General features: G+C 63.0%; 18 protein-coding genes. 10 read left to right on the top strand and 8 right to left on the bottom strand.

What is annotated here, in order from left to right; translation table 11 throughout:
- The first annotated feature begins 124 nt into the window (after positions 1–124).
- Positions 125–535, top strand: a complete 411-nt coding sequence (locus M729_RS0124225) for a hypothetical protein (protein WP_024503021.1) — start codon at positions 125–127, stop codon at positions 533–535.
- Between the two features lie 114 nt (positions 536–649).
- On the opposite strand, the gene M729_RS0124220 is transcribed toward M729_RS0124225, so the two are convergent.
- Complete coding sequence (locus M729_RS0124220) at positions 650–2,737, bottom strand: ATP-binding protein (RefSeq protein ID WP_027163147.1); 2,088 nt, start codon at positions 2,735–2,737, stop codon at positions 650–652.
- Positions 2,738–2,804: 67 nt separating this feature from the next.
- Positions 2,805–3,578, bottom strand: a complete 774-nt coding sequence (locus M729_RS0124215) for a response regulator transcription factor (RefSeq protein ID WP_198032132.1) — start codon at positions 3,576–3,578, stop codon at positions 2,805–2,807.
- A gap of 46 nt (positions 3,579–3,624) precedes the next feature.
- Between M729_RS0124215 and M729_RS0124210 the strand changes: the two genes are divergently transcribed.
- On the top strand, positions 3,625–4,326 hold the full coding sequence (locus tag M729_RS0124210; RefSeq protein WP_013529302.1) for a response regulator transcription factor: 702 nt from the start codon (positions 3,625–3,627) through the stop codon (positions 4,324–4,326).
- 72 nt (positions 4,327–4,398) lie between these two features.
- On the opposite strand, the gene M729_RS1000000137605 is transcribed toward M729_RS0124210, so the two are convergent.
- A complete protein-coding gene (locus tag M729_RS1000000137605) occupies positions 4,399–4,566 on the bottom strand; it encodes a hypothetical protein (protein WP_013529303.1) in 168 nt (55 codons plus the stop codon).
- Positions 4,567–4,603: 37 nt separating this feature from the next.
- Positions 4,604–4,936, bottom strand: a complete 333-nt coding sequence (locus M729_RS0124200) for a hypothetical protein (protein WP_024503024.1) — start codon at positions 4,934–4,936, stop codon at positions 4,604–4,606.
- Positions 4,937–5,289: 353 nt separating this feature from the next.
- Between M729_RS0124200 and M729_RS0124195 the strand changes: the two genes are divergently transcribed.
- Positions 5,290–5,745: a L,D-transpeptidase gene (locus tag M729_RS0124195; RefSeq protein WP_013529305.1), complete on the top strand. Its 456-nt coding sequence runs from the start codon at positions 5,290–5,292 to the stop codon at positions 5,743–5,745.
- 198 nt (positions 5,746–5,943) lie between these two features.
- Here the strand turns inward: M729_RS0124195 and M729_RS0124190 are convergent, their stop codons facing one another.
- Complete coding sequence (locus tag M729_RS0124190; protein ID WP_027163145.1) at positions 5,944–9,027, bottom strand: efflux RND transporter permease subunit; 3,084 nt, start codon at positions 9,025–9,027, stop codon at positions 5,944–5,946.
- Positions 9,024–10,355, bottom strand: a complete 1,332-nt coding sequence (locus M729_RS0124185) for an efflux RND transporter periplasmic adaptor subunit (protein ID WP_027163144.1) — start codon at positions 10,353–10,355, stop codon at positions 9,024–9,026. The genes M729_RS0124190 and M729_RS0124185 overlap by 4 nt, the downstream gene beginning before the upstream one ends.
- A 145-nt stretch (positions 10,356–10,500) precedes the next feature.
- Between M729_RS0124185 and M729_RS0124180 the strand changes: the two genes are divergently transcribed.
- Together M729_RS0124180 and M729_RS0124175 are read left to right on the top strand one after the other, a co-directional pair.
- The gene (locus tag M729_RS0124180; protein ID WP_024503025.1) at positions 10,501–11,034 is read left to right on the top strand and encodes a TetR/AcrR family transcriptional regulator; all 534 of its coding nucleotides are present in this window, start codon (positions 10,501–10,503) and stop codon (positions 11,032–11,034) included.
- Between the two features lie 124 nt (positions 11,035–11,158).
- On the top strand, positions 11,159–12,760 hold the full coding sequence (locus M729_RS0124175; protein WP_013529309.1) for an inorganic phosphate transporter: 1,602 nt from the start codon (positions 11,159–11,161) through the stop codon (positions 12,758–12,760).
- 429 nt (positions 12,761–13,189) lie between these two features.
- Here the strand turns inward: M729_RS0124175 and M729_RS0124170 are convergent, their stop codons facing one another.
- Entirely contained in the window at positions 13,190–14,350 is a 1,161-nt protein-coding gene (locus tag M729_RS0124170) for a patatin-like phospholipase family protein (protein WP_024503027.1), read from the bottom strand.
- A 47-nt stretch (positions 14,351–14,397) separates the two neighbouring features.
- A complete protein-coding gene (locus M729_RS0124165; protein WP_027163143.1) occupies positions 14,398–15,144 on the bottom strand; it encodes an acetoacetate decarboxylase in 747 nt (248 codons plus the stop codon).
- Between the two features lie 223 nt (positions 15,145–15,367).
- On the opposite strand from M729_RS0124165, the gene M729_RS0124160 reads away from it, so the two are divergent.
- The 5 genes from M729_RS0124160 to M729_RS0124140 all read left to right on the top strand — a co-directional run.
- Positions 15,368–16,156 (top strand): 3-hydroxybutyrate dehydrogenase, encoded by a 789-nt coding sequence (locus M729_RS0124160; RefSeq protein ID WP_027163142.1) that lies wholly within the window; start codon positions 15,368–15,370, stop codon positions 16,154–16,156.
- 459 nt (positions 16,157–16,615) lie between these two features.
- On the top strand, positions 16,616–17,944 hold the full coding sequence (locus tag M729_RS0124155; protein ID WP_024503031.1) for an NAD(P)H-dependent oxidoreductase: 1,329 nt from the start codon (positions 16,616–16,618) through the stop codon (positions 17,942–17,944).
- Positions 17,945–17,946: 2 nt separating this feature from the next.
- On the top strand, positions 17,947–18,975 hold the full coding sequence (locus M729_RS0124150) for a thiamine pyrophosphate-dependent dehydrogenase E1 component subunit alpha (protein WP_027163141.1): 1,029 nt from the start codon (positions 17,947–17,949) through the stop codon (positions 18,973–18,975).
- Entirely contained in the window at positions 18,975–19,973 is a 999-nt protein-coding gene (locus M729_RS0124145) for an alpha-ketoacid dehydrogenase subunit beta (RefSeq protein ID WP_027163140.1), read from the top strand. The genes M729_RS0124150 and M729_RS0124145 overlap by 1 nt, the downstream gene beginning before the upstream one ends.
- Before the next feature lie 3 nt (positions 19,974–19,976).
- Positions 19,977–21,064: dihydrolipoamide acetyltransferase family protein (locus tag M729_RS0124140; protein WP_027163139.1), on the top strand; the 1,088-nt coding region annotated here is incomplete at its 3' end.

Here is a 21,064-nt window from a genome sequence, read left to right as displayed (position 1 = left end):
CCCGACTTCGCCCGAATGTTGTTTCGAATTCGTTACAGTGCCAATCCTTCGCCACCCCATCACCGTTACAAAGCGCGGATAAGTTCATTTCGCCGCCAAAAGAAACTCAGCGAAGGGGAAGGTAATGCATGCGAAAATCCAGACGATCCGCGGCGAGAGCCGCCTTCAGGCTCCAGAGCGCAATGACCGCCGTCCGAAACTGGCGCTGCGCCAGCGGGCCAGCGACCACCCCATGGCGATGTTCATGGTGCTGGCTGCTTGCGCCTTCGTCGGCATGGCGTTCACGCCGACAATCGGGCCGGCCTTCGCTTCGTTGAATCCGCCGGCCAATCTCATCGACGGCGCGCAGACGACGACCAGGACCGCGCGTCTGCCGGTGCCGGTGACCGACTTCGCCTGCAAGGGCCAGGCCTGGGGTGCCGAGAGCATGGATTGCCTGCGCGCCATCGCCGAACAGTCCGGAACACACAAAAGCCGGGCGATCCGCATGATCGCCAATGCCGCGCCGTTGACCGGCACGCCGAATATTTTCTGATTTCCGTCGAAGCATGATCCCGAAAACCGTTCCCGTTTTGTGGACCATGCTCTGACCTCCCCGAGCGCCCTCCAGTGCGCTCCTTTTGGCTCCCGCCCCCGGGAGCCTCTTTTTTTATCCTTTCAAGGCCGCCTGTTCGGCGATGGCGGAGAGCACGCTGCGCACATCCAGCGTGCTGAACGGCTTTTCCAGAATCTGCGGTCGCTGGTGCGCCGGCAAGGCTTCGATTTCGGCTTTGGCACCGATCAGGTCTCCGGTGACCAGCACGAAACGCCGCGCCAAATCGGGCTTTTCGGCGAGCAGCTCACGATAGATCGATATGCCGCTGACGCCGGGCATGCGCAGGTCCGAAAAAACGATGTCCGGCGGCATATGGCCGCTCAAGGTGGCGGCGGCCGATTCCCAGACCGGCACGATCCGCGACTTGATGCCCATCAGTTCGAGGATGTCGGAGAGTGACCCGGCGACATCCGGCTCGTCGTCGATGATCAAGGCATGGCGCAGGCCGCTCGATCGCGGCTGGTTGTCGCCGGCGGTGGCGAGGCCGGCCACGATGGCCGGCAGCTGGACGACGAAACGCGCGCCTCTCGGGAGCACTTCCTCGAACCAGACATTGCCATTGTGCCGCTCGATGATCGATTTCGAGATCGACAGGCCGATGCCGGTGCCGACGCCGACCGGCTTGGTGGTGAAATAGGATTCGAAGATGCGGCCGCGGATCGCTTCCGGCACGCCGGGCCCATTGTCCTCGACCGAGAAGCAGGGATGATCCCGGTCGCTGCGGAACGTCCGCACCTTGATCAGCCGGTCGCCGGCAATGCCAGCCAAAGCGTGCTGGCTGTTGATGAGGAAATTGGCCGCCACCTGCGTCACATGGTCGGCGTCGGCCATGGCCAGCAGCGGGCCTGCGGCGAAATCGGTGTCGATGATGATGCCGCTTGAGCGCGCGCCATAGGCGGTCACTTCAAGTGCCGCCCGGATCACCTGGTTGAGGTCGGTCTCGGCTTGTGCCGCGGGATGGAGGCGGACCATCGACAGGAAGCTCTTGACGATGCGGCCGCAGCGCTCGGCGGCCGCGCGGACCTTTTCGGCGCGCACCTTGGTTTGCGGATCGGAGGCGAATTCGTGCAGCAGCGTCGATTGCGCCACAACCACGGCCAGCGGGTTGTTGAGCTCGTGCGACACACCGGCCAGCAACGAACCCATCGCCGCCATCTTCTCGTTCTGGTGCAGCTTCTCGCGTTGCCGGCCGATTTCCTCCTCGGCGCGCAATTTGTCGCGCAGGTCGCGGATGGAGCCGAAGATCAGGCGGCGGTCGGCAACCCGCATCTCGGTGGCCGTCAGCTCGATCGGGAACACTTCGCCGGCGGCATTCTGGGTCACCGTCTCGAGCCGCTGGCCGACCATCGGCGCGCCGCGGCCGGACATGTATTCGGCTCCTGAGGCATAGCCCTTGCGGTAGTAGATCGGCACGATCGTATCGAGCAGGTCCTTGCCGAGGATGTCGCTGCGCTGGAAGCCGAACATCTTCTCGGCAGCCGGATTGAATTCGATGATCGAGCCGGTCTCGTCGATGACGACAATGGCGTCGAGCGAGGCCTGCAGCATGGTGCGGCGAATGACCTCGCTGGCGTGGGCGTCGGAGGGCGAGCGCTCGATGGCGTCGCCGATGGCCAGCGCGATGATGTGCAGCGTCGCCTCTTCCTCGTCGGTCCATGCACGCTCGTTGATGCAGTCATTGACCGCCAGCGTGCCCCAGAGATGGCCGTGCGCGAAGACCGAGACCGAGAGGAACGATTTGATGTTCTGCTTCTCGAAATCGGTCCTCAGGAAGCCTTCGAGGTCGCGCGTATGACCGGCGAAGATCTTGCCTTGCCTCTCGTCCTCGGCAAGCCGCTCCAGCAGCGGGTCGGAATTGACGATCGATTGCATGATGACGGTCGGTGATGCCAGTTCGCCGCCGAAAAGAGGGTCGATCCAGTAGGCGGCGACGGATTGGGCGAAGCCCTGGCCGGGCAGTTCGCGCAAACGAAACAGGATGCCGCGCTGGCAATCCATGGCCCGGCAGAGCGTTTCCAGTATGCCGTCCATCTCGCGCTGCCAGTCGCCGGCCTCGCGCAGCCGGCGAACGACGCGCACGGCCGCCATCGCCGCGCCCTGCCTGAACCCTTGCATATCGGTACTTGCTGCTTCAGCGATCATCTTGTGCTGTCATTCCGGAGTCGCGCCAATTCGGCCGACGAGCAACTACATCCTTCTGGCCCGGTGCTCAGTTGCCGTCGCCGGCCGGCAGCGAGAAGATATAGCCCTCGCCGCGCACCGTGCGCAGGAATTTCGGATTGGCGGGATCGGCCTCGATCTTTTTGCGCAGCCGCATGATGCGAATGTCGACCGCGCGTGACGATTCCGGATCTTCGGTGAAACCGATCGCCTCGGAGATAGCGGCGCGGGTCAGCAGCCGGTTGGCGCGGGTGAGGAAAATCTCCAGCACGTCGAACTCGCTCTTGGCCATGTCGATCACCACGCCATTGGCGCCGGTGACCAGCCTGCCGTCGAGATCGGCCTGGAAGGGGCCGAAGGCAACGGAACGGCGATCCGTCCCGGCCCTCTTGTCCTGGAGCTCCTTCGGCTGGGGAACCCGGCGCAACACGCTGCGCACCCTGGCCAGCACTTCGCGCAATTCGTAAGGCTTGACGATGTAGTCGTCGGCACCGAGTTCCAGCCCGACAATGCGGTCGAGCGCGGTGCCGGCCGCGGTCGCATAGATGATGCCGATCGGCAGTTTCGAACGCAGCCAGCGGCCAAGCGAGAGGCCGTCCTCGCCGGGCATGGCGATGTCGAGAATGGCAAGATGAAACGACTGCGTTTCAACGAGGCTGCGCGCGGCGGCCGCACTTTCAGCGGTGGCCACGTCATATCCGGCGGCGCCAAGGTATTCGGCGACAGCGTCCCTCAGGTCGGGCTCATCCTCGACGATGACAATTCTTGCCCGCACGATGCTTTCGCTCCCACTTTCAGTGGAAAGTAGATTGGGTATAAACATCATGTCCAGCACTCATATCGGGGTTGCCAGGGAACGGTTGGAAAACATGGCCGCACGATCCGTCATTGCGCTCGTTTCGGTAGCCGAAGTGGTCGCGACCGAACTCGCCGACCATCTTGAACGGCGCGGCCATGACGTGCATCAGGCACGCCAGCCCTGGGAGGCCGAATCGCTGCTGTCGGGAAAGGGCATCGACGTCGTCGTCGTCGGCGACAGCCTCAGCCAGGCGGAGGGGCGGGACCTGCTCAGACGTTATGGCGGCCAAGGAGGAGGCGGTGAGGGCGGACCGGATTTCATTCTGATCTGCCGCCCGGCCGATCTTGTCGACAAGGTGCTGGCGCTGGAGCTTGGTGCGGCCGACGTCGTCGAGAGCCCGCTCAATGTCCGTGAACTGGCCGCCCGTGTCGGCGGCCTGCTTTCGCGCCGCGGCAGGGGCACCCAGGAACTGATCGTGCTGGAGAACGCGACCGTCGATCTGAGATCGGCGATGGTCATGCATCGCTCCGGCACGGAGGAACAGCTTTCGCCCGGTCAGGTGGCGCTGCTCAGGCTGTTCCTGGCCAGTCCGCGCAAGGTTTTGACGCGCGACGACATCATCGCCGCGGCGCCTGCCGAAAACGCCGATGCCTTCGATCGCTCGATCGATTCGCGCATCGTGCGGCTGCGCCGCAAACTCGACACCGAAACCATCACCACCATACGCGGCGCCGGCTACCGGTTCGATCCGCCGCGGCAATTCGCGGACTGATTGCCGGGCACTGACGCAGTCTCTGGTTTCGGGCATCGGATTTTCCATCTCCGGCCCCGACGCTCTTGGCGCTCAGCGTACCAGCAGAAGCGATGGACCCACCGGCATGTCACTGCCCATGGTCAGTTCGCCAGCGTGGGCGCGGTCCCTGAGCAGCACGGTGGCAAGGCCGGCAAAGCCGAGCAGGCCCTGGGCGTAAAGCAGTGCGGAAAGCACCGAAGCGGCAAATTTCGTTTTCATCGTACCAATTCCCCAAAATGGTTTGTTGCGGGTCGCTTCAGGATACCCCCGAAGCGCCCGCGCCGCCCACGGAACCCCCCGTCTCGGCGCGGGCCTTCGGTCCTCTCGGCAGCAAGTTGCCGGAGGCGCCGCGCAAACCCGTCAGCCTAAGGCCGACCCGCCAGAGGGCCTTTAGCCGGGCGATGCGCAGGCTGGAAACAATCCAGACCGTGGCGAAAAACAGTGCGGCGTGCAGGGTCGAAATCTCGCCTGAAGTCATCGCGCCGAGGCTTGTCAGCGGGGTGCCGGCAACCGTGCCGACGCCGCCGATGACCGCTGCCGCGATGCTGATCCTGAAAAGCCAGGACAGCGCGTTCGATTTCGTTCCCATGTTCGTTACCGGCTGTTTTCGTTGCGTCAACTTTGCTTGCGGCCCGTATCCGGATCATGCCGCTTGAAACCTCGCTTTGTTGCAGTTTGGTTTCGAGATCTACGGCGGTCCTTTCGAATACTGCTAATTCGCACTTTCGTTTAGCGACGGATACCCATGTTCCTGACCTTGGTCTTGCTAGGGTCTCGCTGGCGGGCCACCGACGGCTCTAATGGGGTTGCCGTTTGTTAACCAGTGGAAACAGATTCGAAACACAAATGAGCATTTTGCGAAATCTCTCCGAAACATGACGTTGGGATAAGCAGCCATCGAATTGGAGCCGGCTGGACCGGCAGAGAGAGGGGATTTTCTTCATGCATACCGCCATTTCCGCCAAGCTCATCAACATCGCCGCCGCCGCGCTGACGGGTGCCGCACTGCTGTTCGGCTCGGGCGCCGCGCATGCCGCCAACAAGATCGTGGCGCGCGTTTCGCTTTCGCAGCAGATCATGGAAGTCTCCGTCGACGGCCGGCCGACCTTCGCCTGGAAAGTCTCCACCGGCGACCGGGCCCATGTGACGCCGACCGGCTCGTTCAAGCCGACCCGCATGCATGAAATGTGGTATTCGAAGAAATACGACAACGCCCCGATGCCGCACTCGGTCTTCTTCAGCGGCGGCTATGCGGTGCACGCGACCTATGCGATCAAGCGCCTCGGCCAGCCGGCTTCGCATGGCTGCGTGCGGCTGCACCCCGACAACGCCGCCGATTTCTACCAGCTCGTCGAAACCTTCGGGGCGACCAACACCAGCATCGTCATCGTCAAGTAGCAGGCTGGAAACGGTGGCGTGGCAGCATGCTGCCGCGCCTCAAAGCTCCCTCCGGAAACGCTGCGGTATTGCGTACAGTTCAAACCGGCGGTATCGAGCCCAGCCAAAAAGAAAAGAGGCCGGGAATTTCCCGGCCTCTTTTCTTTTGTTTCCATCAATCTGCCCCGCGCATTTCTGGGCGGGACTCCCTCGACCGTCCTAGCTCGGCAGTGCCGGCATCAGCTTGGGGTCCGGCTTCTCCGCCAGATGAGGCAGGTCCTTGCTGGCGATGAAGGTGTAGAACATGGGCACGACGAAGAGCGTGAACATGGTGCCGACCAGGATGCCGGTGAAGATGACCAGGCCCATCGAATAGCGGGCCGCGGCACCAGCGCCGCTGGACGTGATCAGCGGCACAACGCCGAGCGCCATCGCCGCCGTCGTCATCAGGATCGGCCGCAGGCGCACCTTGGCCGAGGCGATGATGGCATCGCGCCGCCGCATGCCATGCTTTTCACGCTGCTGGTTGGCGAACTCGACCAGCAGGATGCCGTGCTTGGTTATCAGACCGATCAGTGTGATCAGGCCGACCTGCGTGTAGATGTTGAGCGTGCCGAGGCCCAGATTGAGCGGCACGATCGCGCCGAAGATCGACAACGGCANCGCCATCATGATGATCAGCGGATCACGGAAGCTTTCAAACTGCGCCGCCAGCACCAGATAGATGACGACAACTGCGGCCGCGAAAGCGATCAGGATGGTGTTGCCCTGTTCCTTTTCCTGTCGCGATTGACCGGAATAATCGATGAAGAACGTGTCGGGCAGGCTCTCCTTGGCGATGTCCTCCAGCGCCTTCAGCCCGTCGCCGGTGGTGACGCCGGGCAGCGGAAGCGCCGAAATCGTCGACGAATTCAGCTGGTTGAACTGCTCGATTGCCGCCGGCGCCGCATTGGTCGAAATCTTGACCACCGCCGATAGCGGCACCATCTCGCCGGTCACGCTGCGCACGAAGTATTCGCCGAGCTTGTCGGGGTCGTCGCGAAACTCCTGCGGCACCTGCGGGATGATGTCGTAGCTGTTGGAATCGCGGTCGAACTGCGCCACTTCGGCGCCGCCGACCAGCAAGGTCAGCGTGCGGCCGATATCGGCGATCGGCAGGTTCAGCGCGGCGGCGCGGTCGCGGTCGATGGTCACCGTCACCTCCGGTGCGTCATAAGCCATCGAATTCTGCACGACGATGAAGCGGCCGGAGGCCTGCGCCTTGTTCTTGATCTGCTCGGCCACCTCGTACACTTCCGAGGAAGCGCCGGTCGATCGCACCACCATGGAAATGGGCAGGCCGCCGCCGGAGCCCGGCAGCGTCGGCGGTGCGAAGACGAAGGCCTCGACACCGGCCACTTTGGCGATACGGGCCGTAATGTCAGCCTGCAGTTCCTTCGAATTGCGCTTGCGTTCCGCCCAGTCCTTGAAGGCATAGCCGACGAAGGCGCTGTTTGTCGTGCCGCCGAAGGCGACGGCCGAGAACTGCGCCCGTGTTTCGGGAATATCCTTCACCAGGCCGAGGATCTGGTTGACGTATGTCTCGGTGTAATCGGACGTCGCATAACGCGGCGCCGTCACAATCGAGAGCAGAAAGCCCTGGTCCTCTTCCGGCGCAAGTTCGCTCGAGGTCTTGGTGAACATGAAGCCGGTGACGCCGACAAGCGCAAGCACGATGATCAGCGTCAACGGGCGATAGTTCAGCGATCCGGTGACGGCGCGTTCATAGACATGCTCGACGCGCGCGAAGGTGCCGTCGACAATGCGCTGGAAACGGCCCGGCGTGCCGGACTTCAAGAGGCGTGCCGACATCATCGGGGTGATGGTGATGGCGATGACACCCGACAGCACCACCGAGCCGGCGAGCGTGACCGCGAATTCACGGAACAGCGCGCCGGTTAGGCCGCCGGTAAATGCCAGCGGTGCGAACACGGCGGCCAGCGTCATGGTCATGGCAACGATGGCTGATGCGATTTCGCGCATACCGCTGAACGCAGCCTGCATCGGCGACATGTGATCTTCTTCCATGTGACGGTGGATGTTCTCCACCACCACGATGGCGTCGTCGACGACCAGGCCGATCGCCAGCACCATGGCCAGCAGCGACAGAAGGTTGATCGAGTAGCCAACCGCGAACAAAAGGAAGCAGACGCCGATCAGCGACAACGGGATGGTGATGATCGGCATCATCACCGACCGGAAGGAGCCAAGGAACAGAAGGATGACGACGACGACGATGGCAACCGCCTCGCCGATGGTCTTGAACACCTCTTCAATCGAGGCGCTGATCTGCCCGGTCGCGTCGTAGACGACCTCGATCGTCATGCCTTTCGGCAGTGTCTCCTGAATCTGCGGCACCAGCTTGGTGAGCGCAGCCGCCGTGGTCAGCGGATTGGCCGCCGGCGTCGGGAAGATGGCGAGGAAGGTGCCTGGCTTACCGTTGAACGAGACCCTGGTGTCGGTGTTCTCGGCGGCGAGTTCGACGCGAGCCACGTCGCGCAACCGCACCACATTGCCGTCGGTCGAGCGCAGCGGCAGCTCGGCGAATGCCTCCGGCGTCTGCAATGTCGAGCGCACCGTGATCGAGGAGACGACATACTCGTTCTGGGTGTTGCCGGGCGCCGACAGGAAGTTGGAATTGTTGATCGCCGTCAGCAGTTCGGAGGCGGTCACGCCGCGCGCCGCAAGTTTGACCGGATCGATCCAGACGCGCATCGAGTATTCCTGGGCGCCGAAGATCTGCACGTCGGCGACGCCTTCGACCGTCGACATGCGCGGTCTGATGACGCGCTCGATATACTCCGTCAGCTGCTCCTTCGTCATGTTCGGATTCTGCATCGAGATGTACATCATCGCGAACTGCTGGCCGGTGCCCTTGACGATGACAGGGTCCTTCGACGCGTCCGGCAAAGTGCCGCGCACGCCCTGGACCTTGGACAGAACTTCGGTCAGCGCGACGTCGGGGTTCGAGCCGAGCTTCATCTGCACCGTCACGGTGCTGGAGGACGGGCGGCTGGACGAGGTGACGTAGTCGATGTTTTCGGTCGAGGCGACGGCGCGGGCGATCGGGGCGGAAATGAAGCCCTGGATCAGATCGGCGCTGGCGCCTGGATAGGCCGTGGTGATCGTGATGGCCGTTTCATCGACCTTCGGATACTGCCGGATCGACAGGTTGAAGATGCCCTGGAAACCCAGGAGCAGGATCATGCAAGCAAGGACCGTCGAAAGAACAGGCCGGCGAATGAAGAGATCTGAAAAGCTCATTGCTGGCCGGCCTGCTTGTTCGCCGATTTGGTCGGGTCGATGGTGTTGTCCACAACGACGGACATGCCGTTGAAGAGGCGGTTCTGACCGGCGGTGACGACCTCGTCGCCGGCCTTCAGCCCCTCGACGATCTCGACCATGCCTTGATTGCGGCGGCCGGGCTTGACGAACACCTGCGACAGCACGAGCGCGGGCTTGTCACCTTCCGCCGCCGGCTTGGCCCCATCGGCAGCCTTATCAGTTGGCTTTGCCGCATCGGCGGCAGGCTTGGCTGCATCAGCCGCCGGCTTCATGGCATCGGCCGGCTGGGTGTCCGCAGGCTTGGCGTCAGCCGATTTGTCGGCTGCCGGCGCAGCGGGTTTTTCCTCCGGCTTGGCAGCTGGCGCTGTCTCGGCGGGCTTGGCTGGCTGCACCACGAAGATGTAGTCGCCATAGAGACTTGTCGTCAGCGCCGTCTGCGGCAGGGTCAGCACGTTCTGCTCTTCGGGCAGCTCGACACGCACCTGCACGAACTGGCCGGGGGTCAGCTTGCCATCGGGATTGGCGACTTCCGCCCGGATGTTCACCAGCCGGCTGGACGAGTCGATCTTCGGGTCTATGCCACGAATGGCGCCTGCGAATGGCCTGTCCTCGCCGCCAAAGCCCAATCGAATCGTCTGGCCGATCTTGAGCAAGGCGAGTTGCTGTTCGGGAACCGTGAAATCGACCCGCATCGTGTCGAGGTCCTGCAATGTCACCACCGCGGTGCCGGGCGCCAGATACTGGCCGACATCGATCTTCGGGATACCCACTGTGCCGCCGAAAGGCGCCGTCAGCTGCTTCTGGTCGAGCACGGCCTGCAGCTTGGTGACTTGGGATGCCGAGGCCGAGGCCGCCGCACGCGCCGTGTCCAGCGTCGAGTCGGAGCCAACGCCACGCCTGGTCAGTTCGATGGCGCGGGCAAGTGAGGTCTGGTCTAGCGCGGCCTGCGCCTTCTGTGCATCGAGGTCGGCGCGCTCGACGGCGTCATCGAGTTGCAGCAGAACCGCATTGTCCGCCACCTTCTGGTTGGCATGGAAAAGGATGTCCTTGACGATACCGGTAGTCTCGACCGTCAGGTCGACACCGCGCACCGCCTTGACCGTGCCGATCGCCTCGACGCCTGGCGTCCAGGCCGAAGGCTTGGCGATGGTCGTCGAAACGGTTGCCGCCGGCGGCTTCATCGATGCGAAGTACTGCTTGATGCCGTTGTCGCGCAGGAAGTTGAAGCCGACGATGCCGCCGACCACGACGACGAGCAGGGCCAGAACCAGAACAATGATAAAGATACGGAGTATGCGCTTGAACAAGGAAGTCCCCTCAGTCGAAATCCGGCGCGAAGCGCGGATATCGGGACACATACCGACTGCGGGTCCCGATTTCAAATAATGGCGGTCTTCCTGTACCGTCTGGACGGTCTTGTCAATTGGGCCTAAGCTTGCGATGGGAGGCACCATGAGAGCCCAAAGACCGAATTCGCGCGAGAAGATTCTCGCCGCGGCGGCTGATGTTGCCCGGGAATCCGGACCAGGCAGCCTGTCGCTGGATGCCGTCGCCAGCCGTGCCGGCGTGTCGAAGGGAGGGCTCCTCTACAATTTCCCGACCAAGGCCAAATTGATGCAAGGTTTGGTCGAAGGCTATCTGCGCGAGTTCGAGCACGCGCTGGAAGCCGCCAGCACAAATGACAAAGACGAAAATCCCCTGGCCGTCTACATCAGGCTGTCGGCCAATGATTGCGAGGAAAAGCAGCCGTCGGCGTCCTGGATCTTCTCGGCCATCGCCGAGGATCCCGATTTCATGATGCCGATAAAGACCTTCAAGCGGCAGCTTTTCGAGCGGCTGAAGGGCGAGACGCCGGATCTCAAATCGCTGTTGATCTGCTATCTCGCCATCGAGGGATTGCGCAGCATGAACCTCTTCGATTCGGATGTCCTGTCGAAAGACGAGCGCCAGTTGTTGGTATCGTCGCTGCTCGAGATTGCCAAATAGGCGCCGCCCACCCGCTTTTCGGCGGGCCTGTTCGTGAACGCGGCGTTCGCCGGCGTCACACAGGGTTCATCGTGCGGACATAGCGTCTTCCCAGTTCTTTGCTGCAATGCATCTGGAGTGGGACATGGTGGACATAGTTTCTAGCGAGGCGGGCATTCCGAGACCGGATCATCCGCTGGATCAATCGGGCAGCGCGAAGTGGTTCCTGCCGGCCTTCGGCGTGCTGGTGCTCGTCGGCATCGCCTATGTCGGCTACGCGCTCAGCCAGGATCTTGCGGTGGCCAAGACTGTGCCGTGGATCCTGCTTGGCATCGCCTTGCTGATCGCGCTCGGCTTCGAGTTCGTCAACGGCTTCCATGACACCGCCAATGCAGTGGCGACGGTTATCTACACGCGCTCGATGCCGGCCGAATTCGCCGTCATGTGGTCGGGCGCCTTCAATTTCCTGGGGGTTCTCACCTCCAGCGGCGCGGTCGCTTTCGGCATCCTGTCGCTGCTGCCGGTCGAGCTGATCCTGCAGGTCGGCTCGTCCTCGGGCTTCGCCATGGTGTTCGCGCTGCTTGTGGCGGCGATCCTGTGGAATCTCGGCACCTGGTTCCTCGGACTGCCGGCGTCGAGCTCGCACACGATGGTCGGTTCGATCATCGGCGTCGGCCTTGCCAACCAGTTCATGGCGCCCGCCGGCAGCGCCACCAGCGGCGTCGACTGGTCGCAGGCGACCAATGTCGGCGTCACCCTGCTGGTGTCGCCGATCATCGGCTTCTTCGCCGCGGCGATCCTGCTCTATGTAATGAAGCTGCTGGTGCGCAATCCGGCGCTCTACGAGGCGCCGAAGGGCAACACGCCGCCGCCATGGTGGATCCGTGGCCTGCTCATCTTCACCTGCACCGGCGTCAGCTTTGCGCATGGCTCCAATGACGGACAGAAGGGCATGGGCCTGATCATGCTGATCCTGATCGGCGTCGTGCCGACGGCCTATGCGCTGAACCGCACCCCCGACATCAACTATCTCGAAGCCTACAAGTCTGCCTCGGTCAGCGTCGAAACGGCGCTGGGCAAATATGCCAAGCCCGGGGTCACCGTCACCGATGCCAAGGCCGCCGTCCAGGATGCCGTGCGCACCAGGACCTGGAACGACCAGACGACGGTTGCGCTGCAGACCTACATCCACAACACGACGGCTGGCCTGCAGCCCTATGCCTCGGTCGAGACGGTGCCGACCGATCTGGTCAGCAACGCCCGCAACGACATCTATTTGATCGGCGAAGCGCTCAAGCTGATCGACAAGAAGCAATTGCTGCCGATGGAGGCGGCCGATCTGAAAGCGGTCACCGACTATCACAAGGCCGTCGACAACGCGACGAAGTTCATCCCGATCTGGGTGAAGGTCGCCGTCGCGCTGGCGCTCGGCCTCGGCACCATGGTCGGCTGGAAACGCATCGTCGTCACGGTCGGCGAGAAGATCGGCAAGAGCCATCTGACCTACGGCCAGGGTGCGGCGGCCGAACTCGTGGCGATGGTGACCATCGGCATGGCCGATCGGCTGGGACTGCCGGTGTCGACGACTCATGTGCTGTCGTCGGGCGTTGCCGGAACGATGGCGGCGAACGGTTCGGGGCTGCAATGGGCGACGGTGCGCAATCTGCTGCTTGCCTGGGTGCTGACGCTGCCGTGCTCGATCACGCTGGCCTTCGTGCTGTTCATCATCTTCCGCCAGGTGTTCTGAGCCGAGCGTATAAGCGTCCAAAGAAAAGGCAGCGCCGGGTGACCGGCGCTGCCTTTTTTCTTTAAGTGAGCACTGCGTTCAAGGGGCGAAGACGTATTCGTTTCTGTTGACGTGGAACATGCCTAGGAAATTGGCCGAAACGCCTTTCGCTTCGTCATCCTGTGGCGGAGCAAGGAGCGAAGCGACGCGGCGCAGACCATAGGATCCATGCCGCGACTCCTGAGCGTTGCCGCGGTGCAGAATTCTGCTCCGCTGCACTCCGTGGCAAAGATCACGGCATGGATCCCAGGGTCTCCGCGACGGAGCTTCGCTCCTGCTTCGCCCAGGGATGACGAAGTTTGGAGGCGTCGGCCAATCTCGAGCGTCGGCGATGGCCGTTCAAAGGAATCCTGGTCAACAACGCTGAACCGTTGGGCATACCCGGCCTGGCTACGTCGGGTCTTCGCGATGCAGGTCATGGATGGCGACACCGTCGACATTGGTCGGCATCGTCAGCCACTCACGATGGCGCAAGGTGCGCTGCGTGTCCTCCAACCCTGTCTCCCAATGCTCGCGCATCGAGGTGCCTGAGAACTCATAGTCCTTGGCGTGACCCTCATAGCCTTTGTGCTGATAGATCAGGTGCACGATGTTGACGGTGCCGGCGTCCGAATAGTCCTCGATCAGCGCTTCCTCGGCCGGCGTCCGCAACTCCTTCGGCACCCGTTTCAGTGCATCGAGCAGGCGCATCTTGAGACCGTGGATGCGTTTGAAATTGTCAGTGTTTTGCCGTGTGCGGCTCGAATACATGATGTCCTTATGGCGCGACAGCACGTCCGGCATGCTGCGCGGCAGGACGCCTCGCGCGCTGAACAGGTCGACCTGGAAAACCAGCGAGGAACGGTCCTCTTCCTGGTCGAGCAGATATTGCAGCGGCGTGTTGGAGACGATGCCGCCGTCCCAGTAATATTCGCCTTCGATGCGGATCGACGGGAACGCCGGCGGCAGCGCGCCGCTGGCCATGATGTGCTCCGGTTCGATGCGGACCTTGTCGGTGTCGAAATAGACGAAGTTGCCGGTCCGGACGTTGACCGCGCCGACGCTCAACCGCTTCTTGCCGTCGTTGAGGATGTCGAAGTCGATCAGGCTTTGCAGCGTCTCCTTCAGCTCGGCCGTGTCGTAGAAGCTGGTGGCGCCCTCGGCGCCGGGCTGCTCCATCCAGGGGTTAGGATTGCGCGGCTTGAAGAAGCCCGGCTGCCCCATGACCATGGTCATCCACGAACTGGTGCGATTGCGGATATCACGGTAGATGTCGCCTTCTGGCGTATAGGCCCAGATCTTGCGACCCGAAATCGTCTGCCAGAATTGCTCGAGGCGCTGCAGCCGGCGGCTCGATTCATTGCCGGCGATGATCGCCGCATTGATGGCGCCGATCGACACGCCGGAAAGCCAGCTCGGCTCGCAGCCGGCCTCTGCCAATGCCTGGTACACCCCAGCCTGGTAGGCGCCGAGCGCGCCGCCTCCCTGAAACACCAGCGCGACGCGGTCATACTGCGCCGAGATCTCCGCGATGGTGGCGGTGGCCTCCTTGTTGCGATTGCGTTCGAGCACGGCTTTGGTCTCCGACTTCTGTTTGGGCTCTGAAAGGCTTGTGCAGCTCAGGTGCGGTCGGCGAGATAATCGTGAACCACTTCGCCCAGCCCAAGCGTCAGGTCGGCGGTGAAGTGGACAGCGGACACGATGTCGAGCACCGGCAGCCGCGCCACGTCGGCCATGACGTGCGGCCGCAAATCGAGTGCGGCGGGCGCGGTCCAGGCTTCCTTCAGCGTGATGTCGGTGAGGTGGTAGCGGACCAGTTCGCAGATGCGCGGCGTGCCGTCGACATGCGGGACGATCTTGATCAGGAAATTGGGCGCGGCCAGCGAAGCGAGGACAGAGCCGTGATCGGCTTCCTTGTGCTTGTAGCCCATCGTGCCGGTGGCGCACAGAACGCTGCCATAGTGCAGCGTGCCGACGATGACCTCGCCTTCATGCACGATCTTCGGATTGGCAAGCTTCTTGGGAAAGCCCCACAGTTCGCGGCCGCCGGCGATCGGCGCGTCGTCGTCGAGATACATCGAATGGACGTAGGCGCCGTGCTGGCCCTTGTAGCGCACCGGGATGACCTGGCCGGTCTCGGTGTAGTCGCCGAAACCGGTCGAGTCAGGCATGCGGATGAATTCGTATTTGACCAGCGGCTCGTCGATCTCCAGCGGCTCCGGCACGACAGCCTCTAGCGCCTCGCGCGTCGTGCGGTAGGTGATGATGACGTATTCGCGGTTGAAGAAACGGTACGGCCCGGGCGGAAAGGAGGGGTTGGTCAGCGGCATCGCATAGGCGCGCTTCACGACATCGGCGATCTGCAAGGCTGTAGCCCCATTTTGGTTCAGGAATGACTGCGCGAATGCGCTCCGGATTATGTTGCACGGCACCATGACAGTGCCGTGTCAGCCGCCTGACAGCCGCCCAAGAGGCCTGTCGACGGCCGTCTCAACCCTGTAATCGCACCGACATATGGCTATGGCACTGTCATGGTGCGGCGCACAAAGGCGGCCCCGTTCGTTCCCTCCCACCTCTTGCGAGATCATCATGGGTTTCCTGTCTTCGAAGAACGCCCTCGTCACCGGCTCGACCAGCGGCATCGGCCTGGCCATCGCCCGCGCCTTTGCCGCCGAAGGCGCCAATGTCACCATCAACGGCCTTGGCGATGCGGCTGCCATCGAGCAGGAGCGCACCGGCATCGAGAGGGATTTCGGCGTCAAGTGCCGCTATTCCGGTGCCAACATGATGGATGGCGCGGCGGTCAGCGCCATGGTGCGTGAGGCCGAGGCTGCCTTCGGCAGTCTCGATATCCTGGTCAACAATGCCGGCATCCAGCATGTCGCGCCGATCGAGGAGTTTCCCGATGACAAGTGGGAAGCCATCATCCGCATCAATCTGCTCGCCGCGTTCTACGCCATCAAGGCGGCACTGCCGGGCATGAAGACGCGCAAATGGGGCCGTATCATCAACACCGCCTCGGCGCATGCGCTGGTCGCCTCGCCGTTCAAGTCGGCCTATGTGTCGGCCAAGCACGGCATTGCGGGCCTCACCAAGACGGTAGCGCTCGAAGCAGCGCTCGACGGCGTCACCGTCAATGCGATCGCGCCGGGCTATGTCTGGACGCCGCTGGTCGAAAGGCAGATTCCCGACACGATGAAGGCGCGCGGCATGACCGAGGAACAGGTCAAGCACGATGTGCTGCTCGCCGCCCAGCCGACCAAGGAATTCGTCACCGTCGACGAGCTCGCCGCGCTGACGCTGTTCCTGTGTTCGGACGCGGCCAGGCAGGTCACCGGCACCACCTTGCCGATGGATGGCGGCTGGACGGCACAGTAGAGGGTAATCCAAGCGTTCCGTTTGCCTGCTGGTGCCGCTGGGCGCTGGCAGAAAAGCACCCGGCTATGCCGTGATCTTAATCGATGCGGATGGCGTGGTCGTGCATTTCCATGATTTTCCGATCGACGCGGCGGGTTGCCCGTCTCCGGCAGGCTTCGCGGGACACTGAGCAAGACTTCCCGCGAGGGCCAAGATGCCGCCAGTCGCATGTGCCGGCCTATTGCACGGCAACGCAACAGGCTGCGCCGTTGCTGAGCTGAACGATCCCAACCGATGCCCATCCGCGCACTGACGGCGACTGCGCGGCATCGGGTTTCCCAGCCTCTTTCTCGTCCCGCCGGACTACGGTGAAAGTGTCCAAAAAGCACGGGAATATGGACATTAGTCTTGACAGAAATACAGATGTTCAATACGCGTCAGGCAATCGAACAAGCCTGCATTATGGGAGGAACGAGCGGTATGGCTTCCAATGTTTCGTTGACGGGTCTTGCCCGCGATCTCGAGGAACGCGCAAAGTCGGGCAAGCCTATCCGCATCGGCCTGATCGGCTCGGGCGAGATGGGAACCGACATCGTCACTCGTGTCGCCCATATGTCGGGCATCGAGATCGGCGCCATTTCCGAACTGAACCTGCCGGCTGCCAGCAAGGCCGTCGATATCGCTTTCCAGGAAACCGGGCATGCGCGCGAAGTGTCGAATGCTTCGGCTATGACGTCGGCGATGGAAGCCGGCAAGGTCGCGGTCACCAACGACGCCGACCTTGTCATCAACAATGATCTGATCGACGTCGTCATCGATGCCACCGGGGTTCCCGCCGTTGGCGCCGAGATCGGGCTGCGCGCCATGGAGCATGGCAAGCATCTGGTGATGATGAATGTCGAGGCCGACGTCACCATCGGCGCCTATCTGAAAAGCGAGGCCGACCGGCTCGGCGTCACCTATTCACTGGGCGCCGGCGATGAGCCGTCCTCCTGCATGGAGCTGATCGAGTTCGTCTCGGCCATGGGTCACCCGATCGTTGCCGCCGGCAAGGGCAAGAACAATCCGCTCAACATCGACGCCATTCCCCCGGACTATGAGGAGGAAGCCAAGCGCCGGCACATGAATGTCCGCATGCTGGTCGAATTCGTCGACGGCTCCAAGACCATGGTCGAGATGGCGGCAATCGCCAATGCCACGGGCCTGGTTCCAGACAAGGCTGGCATGCATGGCCCGGCGGCGACGCTTGGCGAACTGTCCAAGGTGCTGGTGCCGCAGAAGGATGGCGGCGTTCTGTCGAAGGTCGGCGTCGTCGACTATTCGATCGGCAAGGGTGTCGCGCCCGGCGTCTTCGTCGTTGCCGACATGTCGCATCCGCGCATCTCCGAGCGCATGGAAGATCTGAAGATGGGCAAAGGCCCGTATTTCACTTTCCATCGTCCCTATCACCTGACCTCGCTCGAAGTGCCGCTGACCTGCGCGCGCGTCGTACTCTACGGCAAGGCCGACATGGTGCCGCTGGCCAAGCCGGTGGCCGAAGTCGCCGCCGTGGCCAAGAAGGACATGAAGCCCGGCGAGAAGCTCGATGCGATCGGCGAATATTGCTACCGCGCCTGGATCATGACGACGCCCGAGGCGCGCGCCGCCAAGGCCATTCCCTGCGGCCTGCTGCAGGGCGGCTCGGTCACCGCGCCGATCAAGAAGGGTGAACTCATAACCTATGCGAATGCAGCGCCCGCGGCGGGCTCCAAGATCGCCGAACTGCGCGCTCGCCAGGACAAGCTCGTCTATGGGACCGTGGGAGCGTGATCATGGCCACAGCCAGCAAAGCCGTCACTAACAGTCGCGCCAATCTGCCCTTCGTCTACCGCCAGTACAGCGCCGAGCAGCTCAAGCAGGTGCTCCACAAGATGTACCTGATCCGCCGCTTCGAAGAGGGCGCGGAGGAGTGCTACACGCGCGGCCTCATCCACGGCACCATGCATTTGTCGATCGGCCAGGAAGCCAGCGCCATGGGCATCTGCATGCCGCTTGCCGAGGATGACCAGATCACCTCGACGCATCGCGGTCACGGCCACTGCATTGCCAAGGGCGCCGAGGTCAAGCGCATGTTCGCCGAGTTCTTCGGCAAGACCACAGGCTACTGCAAGGGCCGTGGCGGCTCGATGCACATCGCCGATGTCGGCAAGGGCAATCTCGGCGCCAATGGCATCGTCGGTGGCGGTATTCCGATCGCCGTCGGGGCGGCATTGTCCTCCAAGATGATGAAGACCGGCAAGGTCGTGGTCTCCTTCTTCGGCGATGGCGCCAACAATGAAGGCGCTTTCCACGAGGCGCTCAACATGGCGGCGGTCTGGAAGCTGCCTGTCATTTTCGTCTGCGAGAACAATGGCTATGGCATGTCGACATCGACAGCCCGCTCGACCGCGGTCAAGAACATCGCCGAGCGCGCCGCCGCCTATTCGATGCCGGGCGTCATCGTCAACGGCAACATCTTCTCCGAGGTCGCCGAGGCGTCTCATCAGGCTGTTGCCCGAGCCCGCGCCGGCGAGGGGCCGACGCTGATCGAGTCCAAGACCTACCGCCATCGCGGCCATTCCAAGAGCGACCGCAACCGCTATCGCACCAAGGAAGAGATCGAGGACTGGATGTCGAACCGCGATCCGATCACCCTGTTCGAAAGCGAGCTCAGGGAATTCGGCTTCATCGACGACAAGGGCATCGAGGCCATTCGCGATGCCGTGGCGCAAGAGATCGCCGAGGGCATCGAGTTCGCCAAGGCGAGCCCTTCGCCCGATATCAGCGAGACGGGAAATTACGTGTATACGGAGCAGGCGTGATGGACGCGATGGTGCGTGAACTGAGCTACGCCCAGGCGATCCAGGAAGCCATGGCGATCGCCATGGACATGGACGAACGCGTTTTCCTGATGGGCGAGGATATCGGCGTCTATGGCGGCGCCTTCCAGGTCACCGGCGACCTGGTCGAACGTTACGGCGCTGACCGCGTCATCGACACGCCGATTTCGGAACTGGGCGGCGCGGGCGTCGCGGTGGGCGCTGCCCTCACCGGCATGCGGCCGATCTTCGAGTTCCAGTTTTCCGATTTCGCCACGCTTGCCATGGAGCAGATCGTCAACCAGGCGGCCAAGATGCGCTTCATGCTGGGCGGCGAGGTTTCGGTTCCCGTGGTGATGCGCTTTCCCGCCGGTTCCGGCACCGGTGCGGCGGCTCAGCACAGCCAGAGCCTCGAAGCCTGGCTCGGCCATGTGCCGGGTCTGAAAGTCATCCAGCCGGCGACCCCCTATGATGCCAAGGGCATGCTTTTGGCGGCGGTCGCCGATCCCGATCCGGTCATGATCTTCGAGCACAAGCTGCTCTACAAGATGAAGGGCCCGGTGCCCGAAGGCTATTACACCGTGCCGATCGGCAAGGCCGATATCCGCCGCGAGGGCCGGGATCTCACCATCGTCGCCACCTCGATCATGGTGCAGAAGGCGCTCGACGCGGCGGCCGTGCTGGAGAGCGAAGGCATCGACGTCGAAGTCGTCGATCTCCGGACCATCCGGCCGATGGACAAGCAGACCGTCATCGACAGCGTCAAGAAGACGTCGCGGCTGCTATGCGTCTACGAAGCGGTCAAGACGCTGGGCATCGGCGCCGAGGTCAGCGCCATGATCGCCGAGAGCGAAGCGTTCGACTATCTCGACGCGCCGATCGTGCGGCTGGGCGGCGCCGAAACGCCGATCCCCTACAATCCGGAACTCGAGAAGGCGACGGTGCCGCAAATTCCGGACATCATCACCGCCGCGCGCGACCTCGTGAAAGGGGTCCGCTAGCCCATGCCGACCGAAGTCATTCTTCCCAAGGTCGACATGGACATGGCGACCGGACAGATCTCGCGCTGGTTTGCCGAGGAGGGCGCGCACGTCAAGAAGGGCGATGTGCTGTTCGAGATCGAGACCGACAAGGCGGCGATGGAAATCGATGCGCCGGCCAGCGGCGTCCTGCGCGATGTCACCGGCAAAGAGGGTGTCGATATTGCGGTCGGCGCTGCCGTGGCGTGGATCTATGCCGACGGTGAGGCCTATGGGGCTGATGCTGCTGCGGCCAAGCAGGACAAGGCGCCAATCTCCCCACCCGTGGGGGAGATGTCGACGAAGTCGACAGAGGGGGGCGCTGTCGCGCCAACGTCTCATTCTGTCACGCACCCCTCTGCCCTGCCCTCTTTGCCGCCACTTGGCATCTCCCCCACAAGGGGGGAGATCGGCCAATCGCCATCGGCCGGCCGTGCAACACCGCTTGCCCGACGCCTGGCCCGTGAGGCCGGCCTGAACCTCTCGACCGTATCTGGCACCGGCCCGTATGGCCGGGTGGTGAGGGCCGATGTCGACGCGGCCATTGCCGGTGGCGGCGCAAAGCCTGCCGCCAGGGCAGCGCCCGCTGGCGCACCAGTGGCTCCGGCTGCCGCTGCCCCTGCGGTGAAGGCGATGTCGGACGATCAGGTGCTGAAACTGTTCGAACAGGGCTCCTACGACCTCGTCCCGCATGACAATATGCGCAAGACCATTGCGCGCCGCCTGGTCGAGGCCAAGACCACCATTCCGCATTTCTACCTGACGCTCGACTGCGAGCTCGATGCGCTGCTGGCGCTGCGCACGCAGATCAATGCGGCAGCCCCGGTGAAGAAGACCGACAAGGGTGATGCTCCGGCCTANAAGCTGTCGGTCAACGATATGGTNATCAAGGCGATGGCGATGGCGCTGAAGGCGGTGCCCGATGCCAATGCCTCGTGGACCGAAAGCGCCATGGTCAAGCACAGGCACGCCGATGTCGGCGTTGCCGTGTCGATCCCCGGCGGGCTGATCACACCGATCATCCGCAAAGCCGACGAAAAGACGCTGTCCACCATCTCCAACGAGATGAAGGA

Source organism: Mesorhizobium sp. WSM1293 (assembly GCF_000513875.1).
GTDB lineage: Bacteria > Pseudomonadota > Alphaproteobacteria > Rhizobiales > Rhizobiaceae > Mesorhizobium > Mesorhizobium ciceri.
This window is presented reverse-complemented; position numbering and strand designations above follow the sequence as displayed.

What these genes read in the sequence shown, in the direction of transcription:
- M729_RS0124220 (WP_027163147.1), bottom strand. Translation starts at nt 2,737, where the DNA reads ATGATCGCTGAAGCAGCAAGTACCGATATGCAAGGGTTCAGGCAGGGC.
- M729_RS0124160 (WP_027163142.1), top strand. Translation starts at nt 15,368, where the DNA reads ATGGGTTTCCTGTCTTCGAAGAACGCCCTCGTCACCGGCTCGACCAGC.
- M729_RS0124210 (WP_013529302.1), top strand. Translation starts at nt 3,625, where the DNA reads ATGGCCGCACGATCCGTCATTGCGCTCGTTTCGGTAGCCGAAGTGGTC.
- M729_RS0124215 (WP_198032132.1), bottom strand. Translation starts at nt 3,578, where the DNA reads ATGTTTATACCCAATCTACTTTCCACTGAAAGTGGGAGCGAAAGCATC.
- M729_RS0124195 (WP_013529305.1), top strand. Translation starts at nt 5,290, where the DNA reads ATGCATACCGCCATTTCCGCCAAGCTCATCAACATCGCCGCCGCCGCG.
- M729_RS1000000137605 (WP_013529303.1), bottom strand. Translation starts at nt 4,566, where the DNA reads ATGAAAACGAAATTTGCCGCTTCGGTGCTTTCCGCACTGCTTTACGCC.
- M729_RS0124200 (WP_024503024.1), bottom strand. Translation starts at nt 4,936, where the DNA reads ATGGGAACGAAATCGAACGCGCTGTCCTGGCTTTTCAGGATCAGCATC.
- M729_RS0124150 (WP_027163141.1), top strand. Translation starts at nt 17,947, where the DNA reads ATGGCCACAGCCAGCAAAGCCGTCACTAACAGTCGCGCCAATCTGCCC.
- M729_RS0124225 (WP_024503021.1), top strand. Translation starts at nt 125, where the DNA reads ATGCATGCGAAAATCCAGACGATCCGCGGCGAGAGCCGCCTTCAGGCT.
- M729_RS0124155 (WP_024503031.1), top strand. Translation starts at nt 16,616, where the DNA reads ATGGCTTCCAATGTTTCGTTGACGGGTCTTGCCCGCGATCTCGAGGAA.
- M729_RS0124175 (WP_013529309.1), top strand. Translation starts at nt 11,159, where the DNA reads ATGGTGGACATAGTTTCTAGCGAGGCGGGCATTCCGAGACCGGATCAT.
- M729_RS0124145 (WP_027163140.1), top strand. Translation starts at nt 18,975, where the DNA reads ATGGACGCGATGGTGCGTGAACTGAGCTACGCCCAGGCGATCCAGGAA.
- M729_RS0124180 (WP_024503025.1), top strand. Translation starts at nt 10,501, where the DNA reads ATGAGAGCCCAAAGACCGAATTCGCGCGAGAAGATTCTCGCCGCGGCG.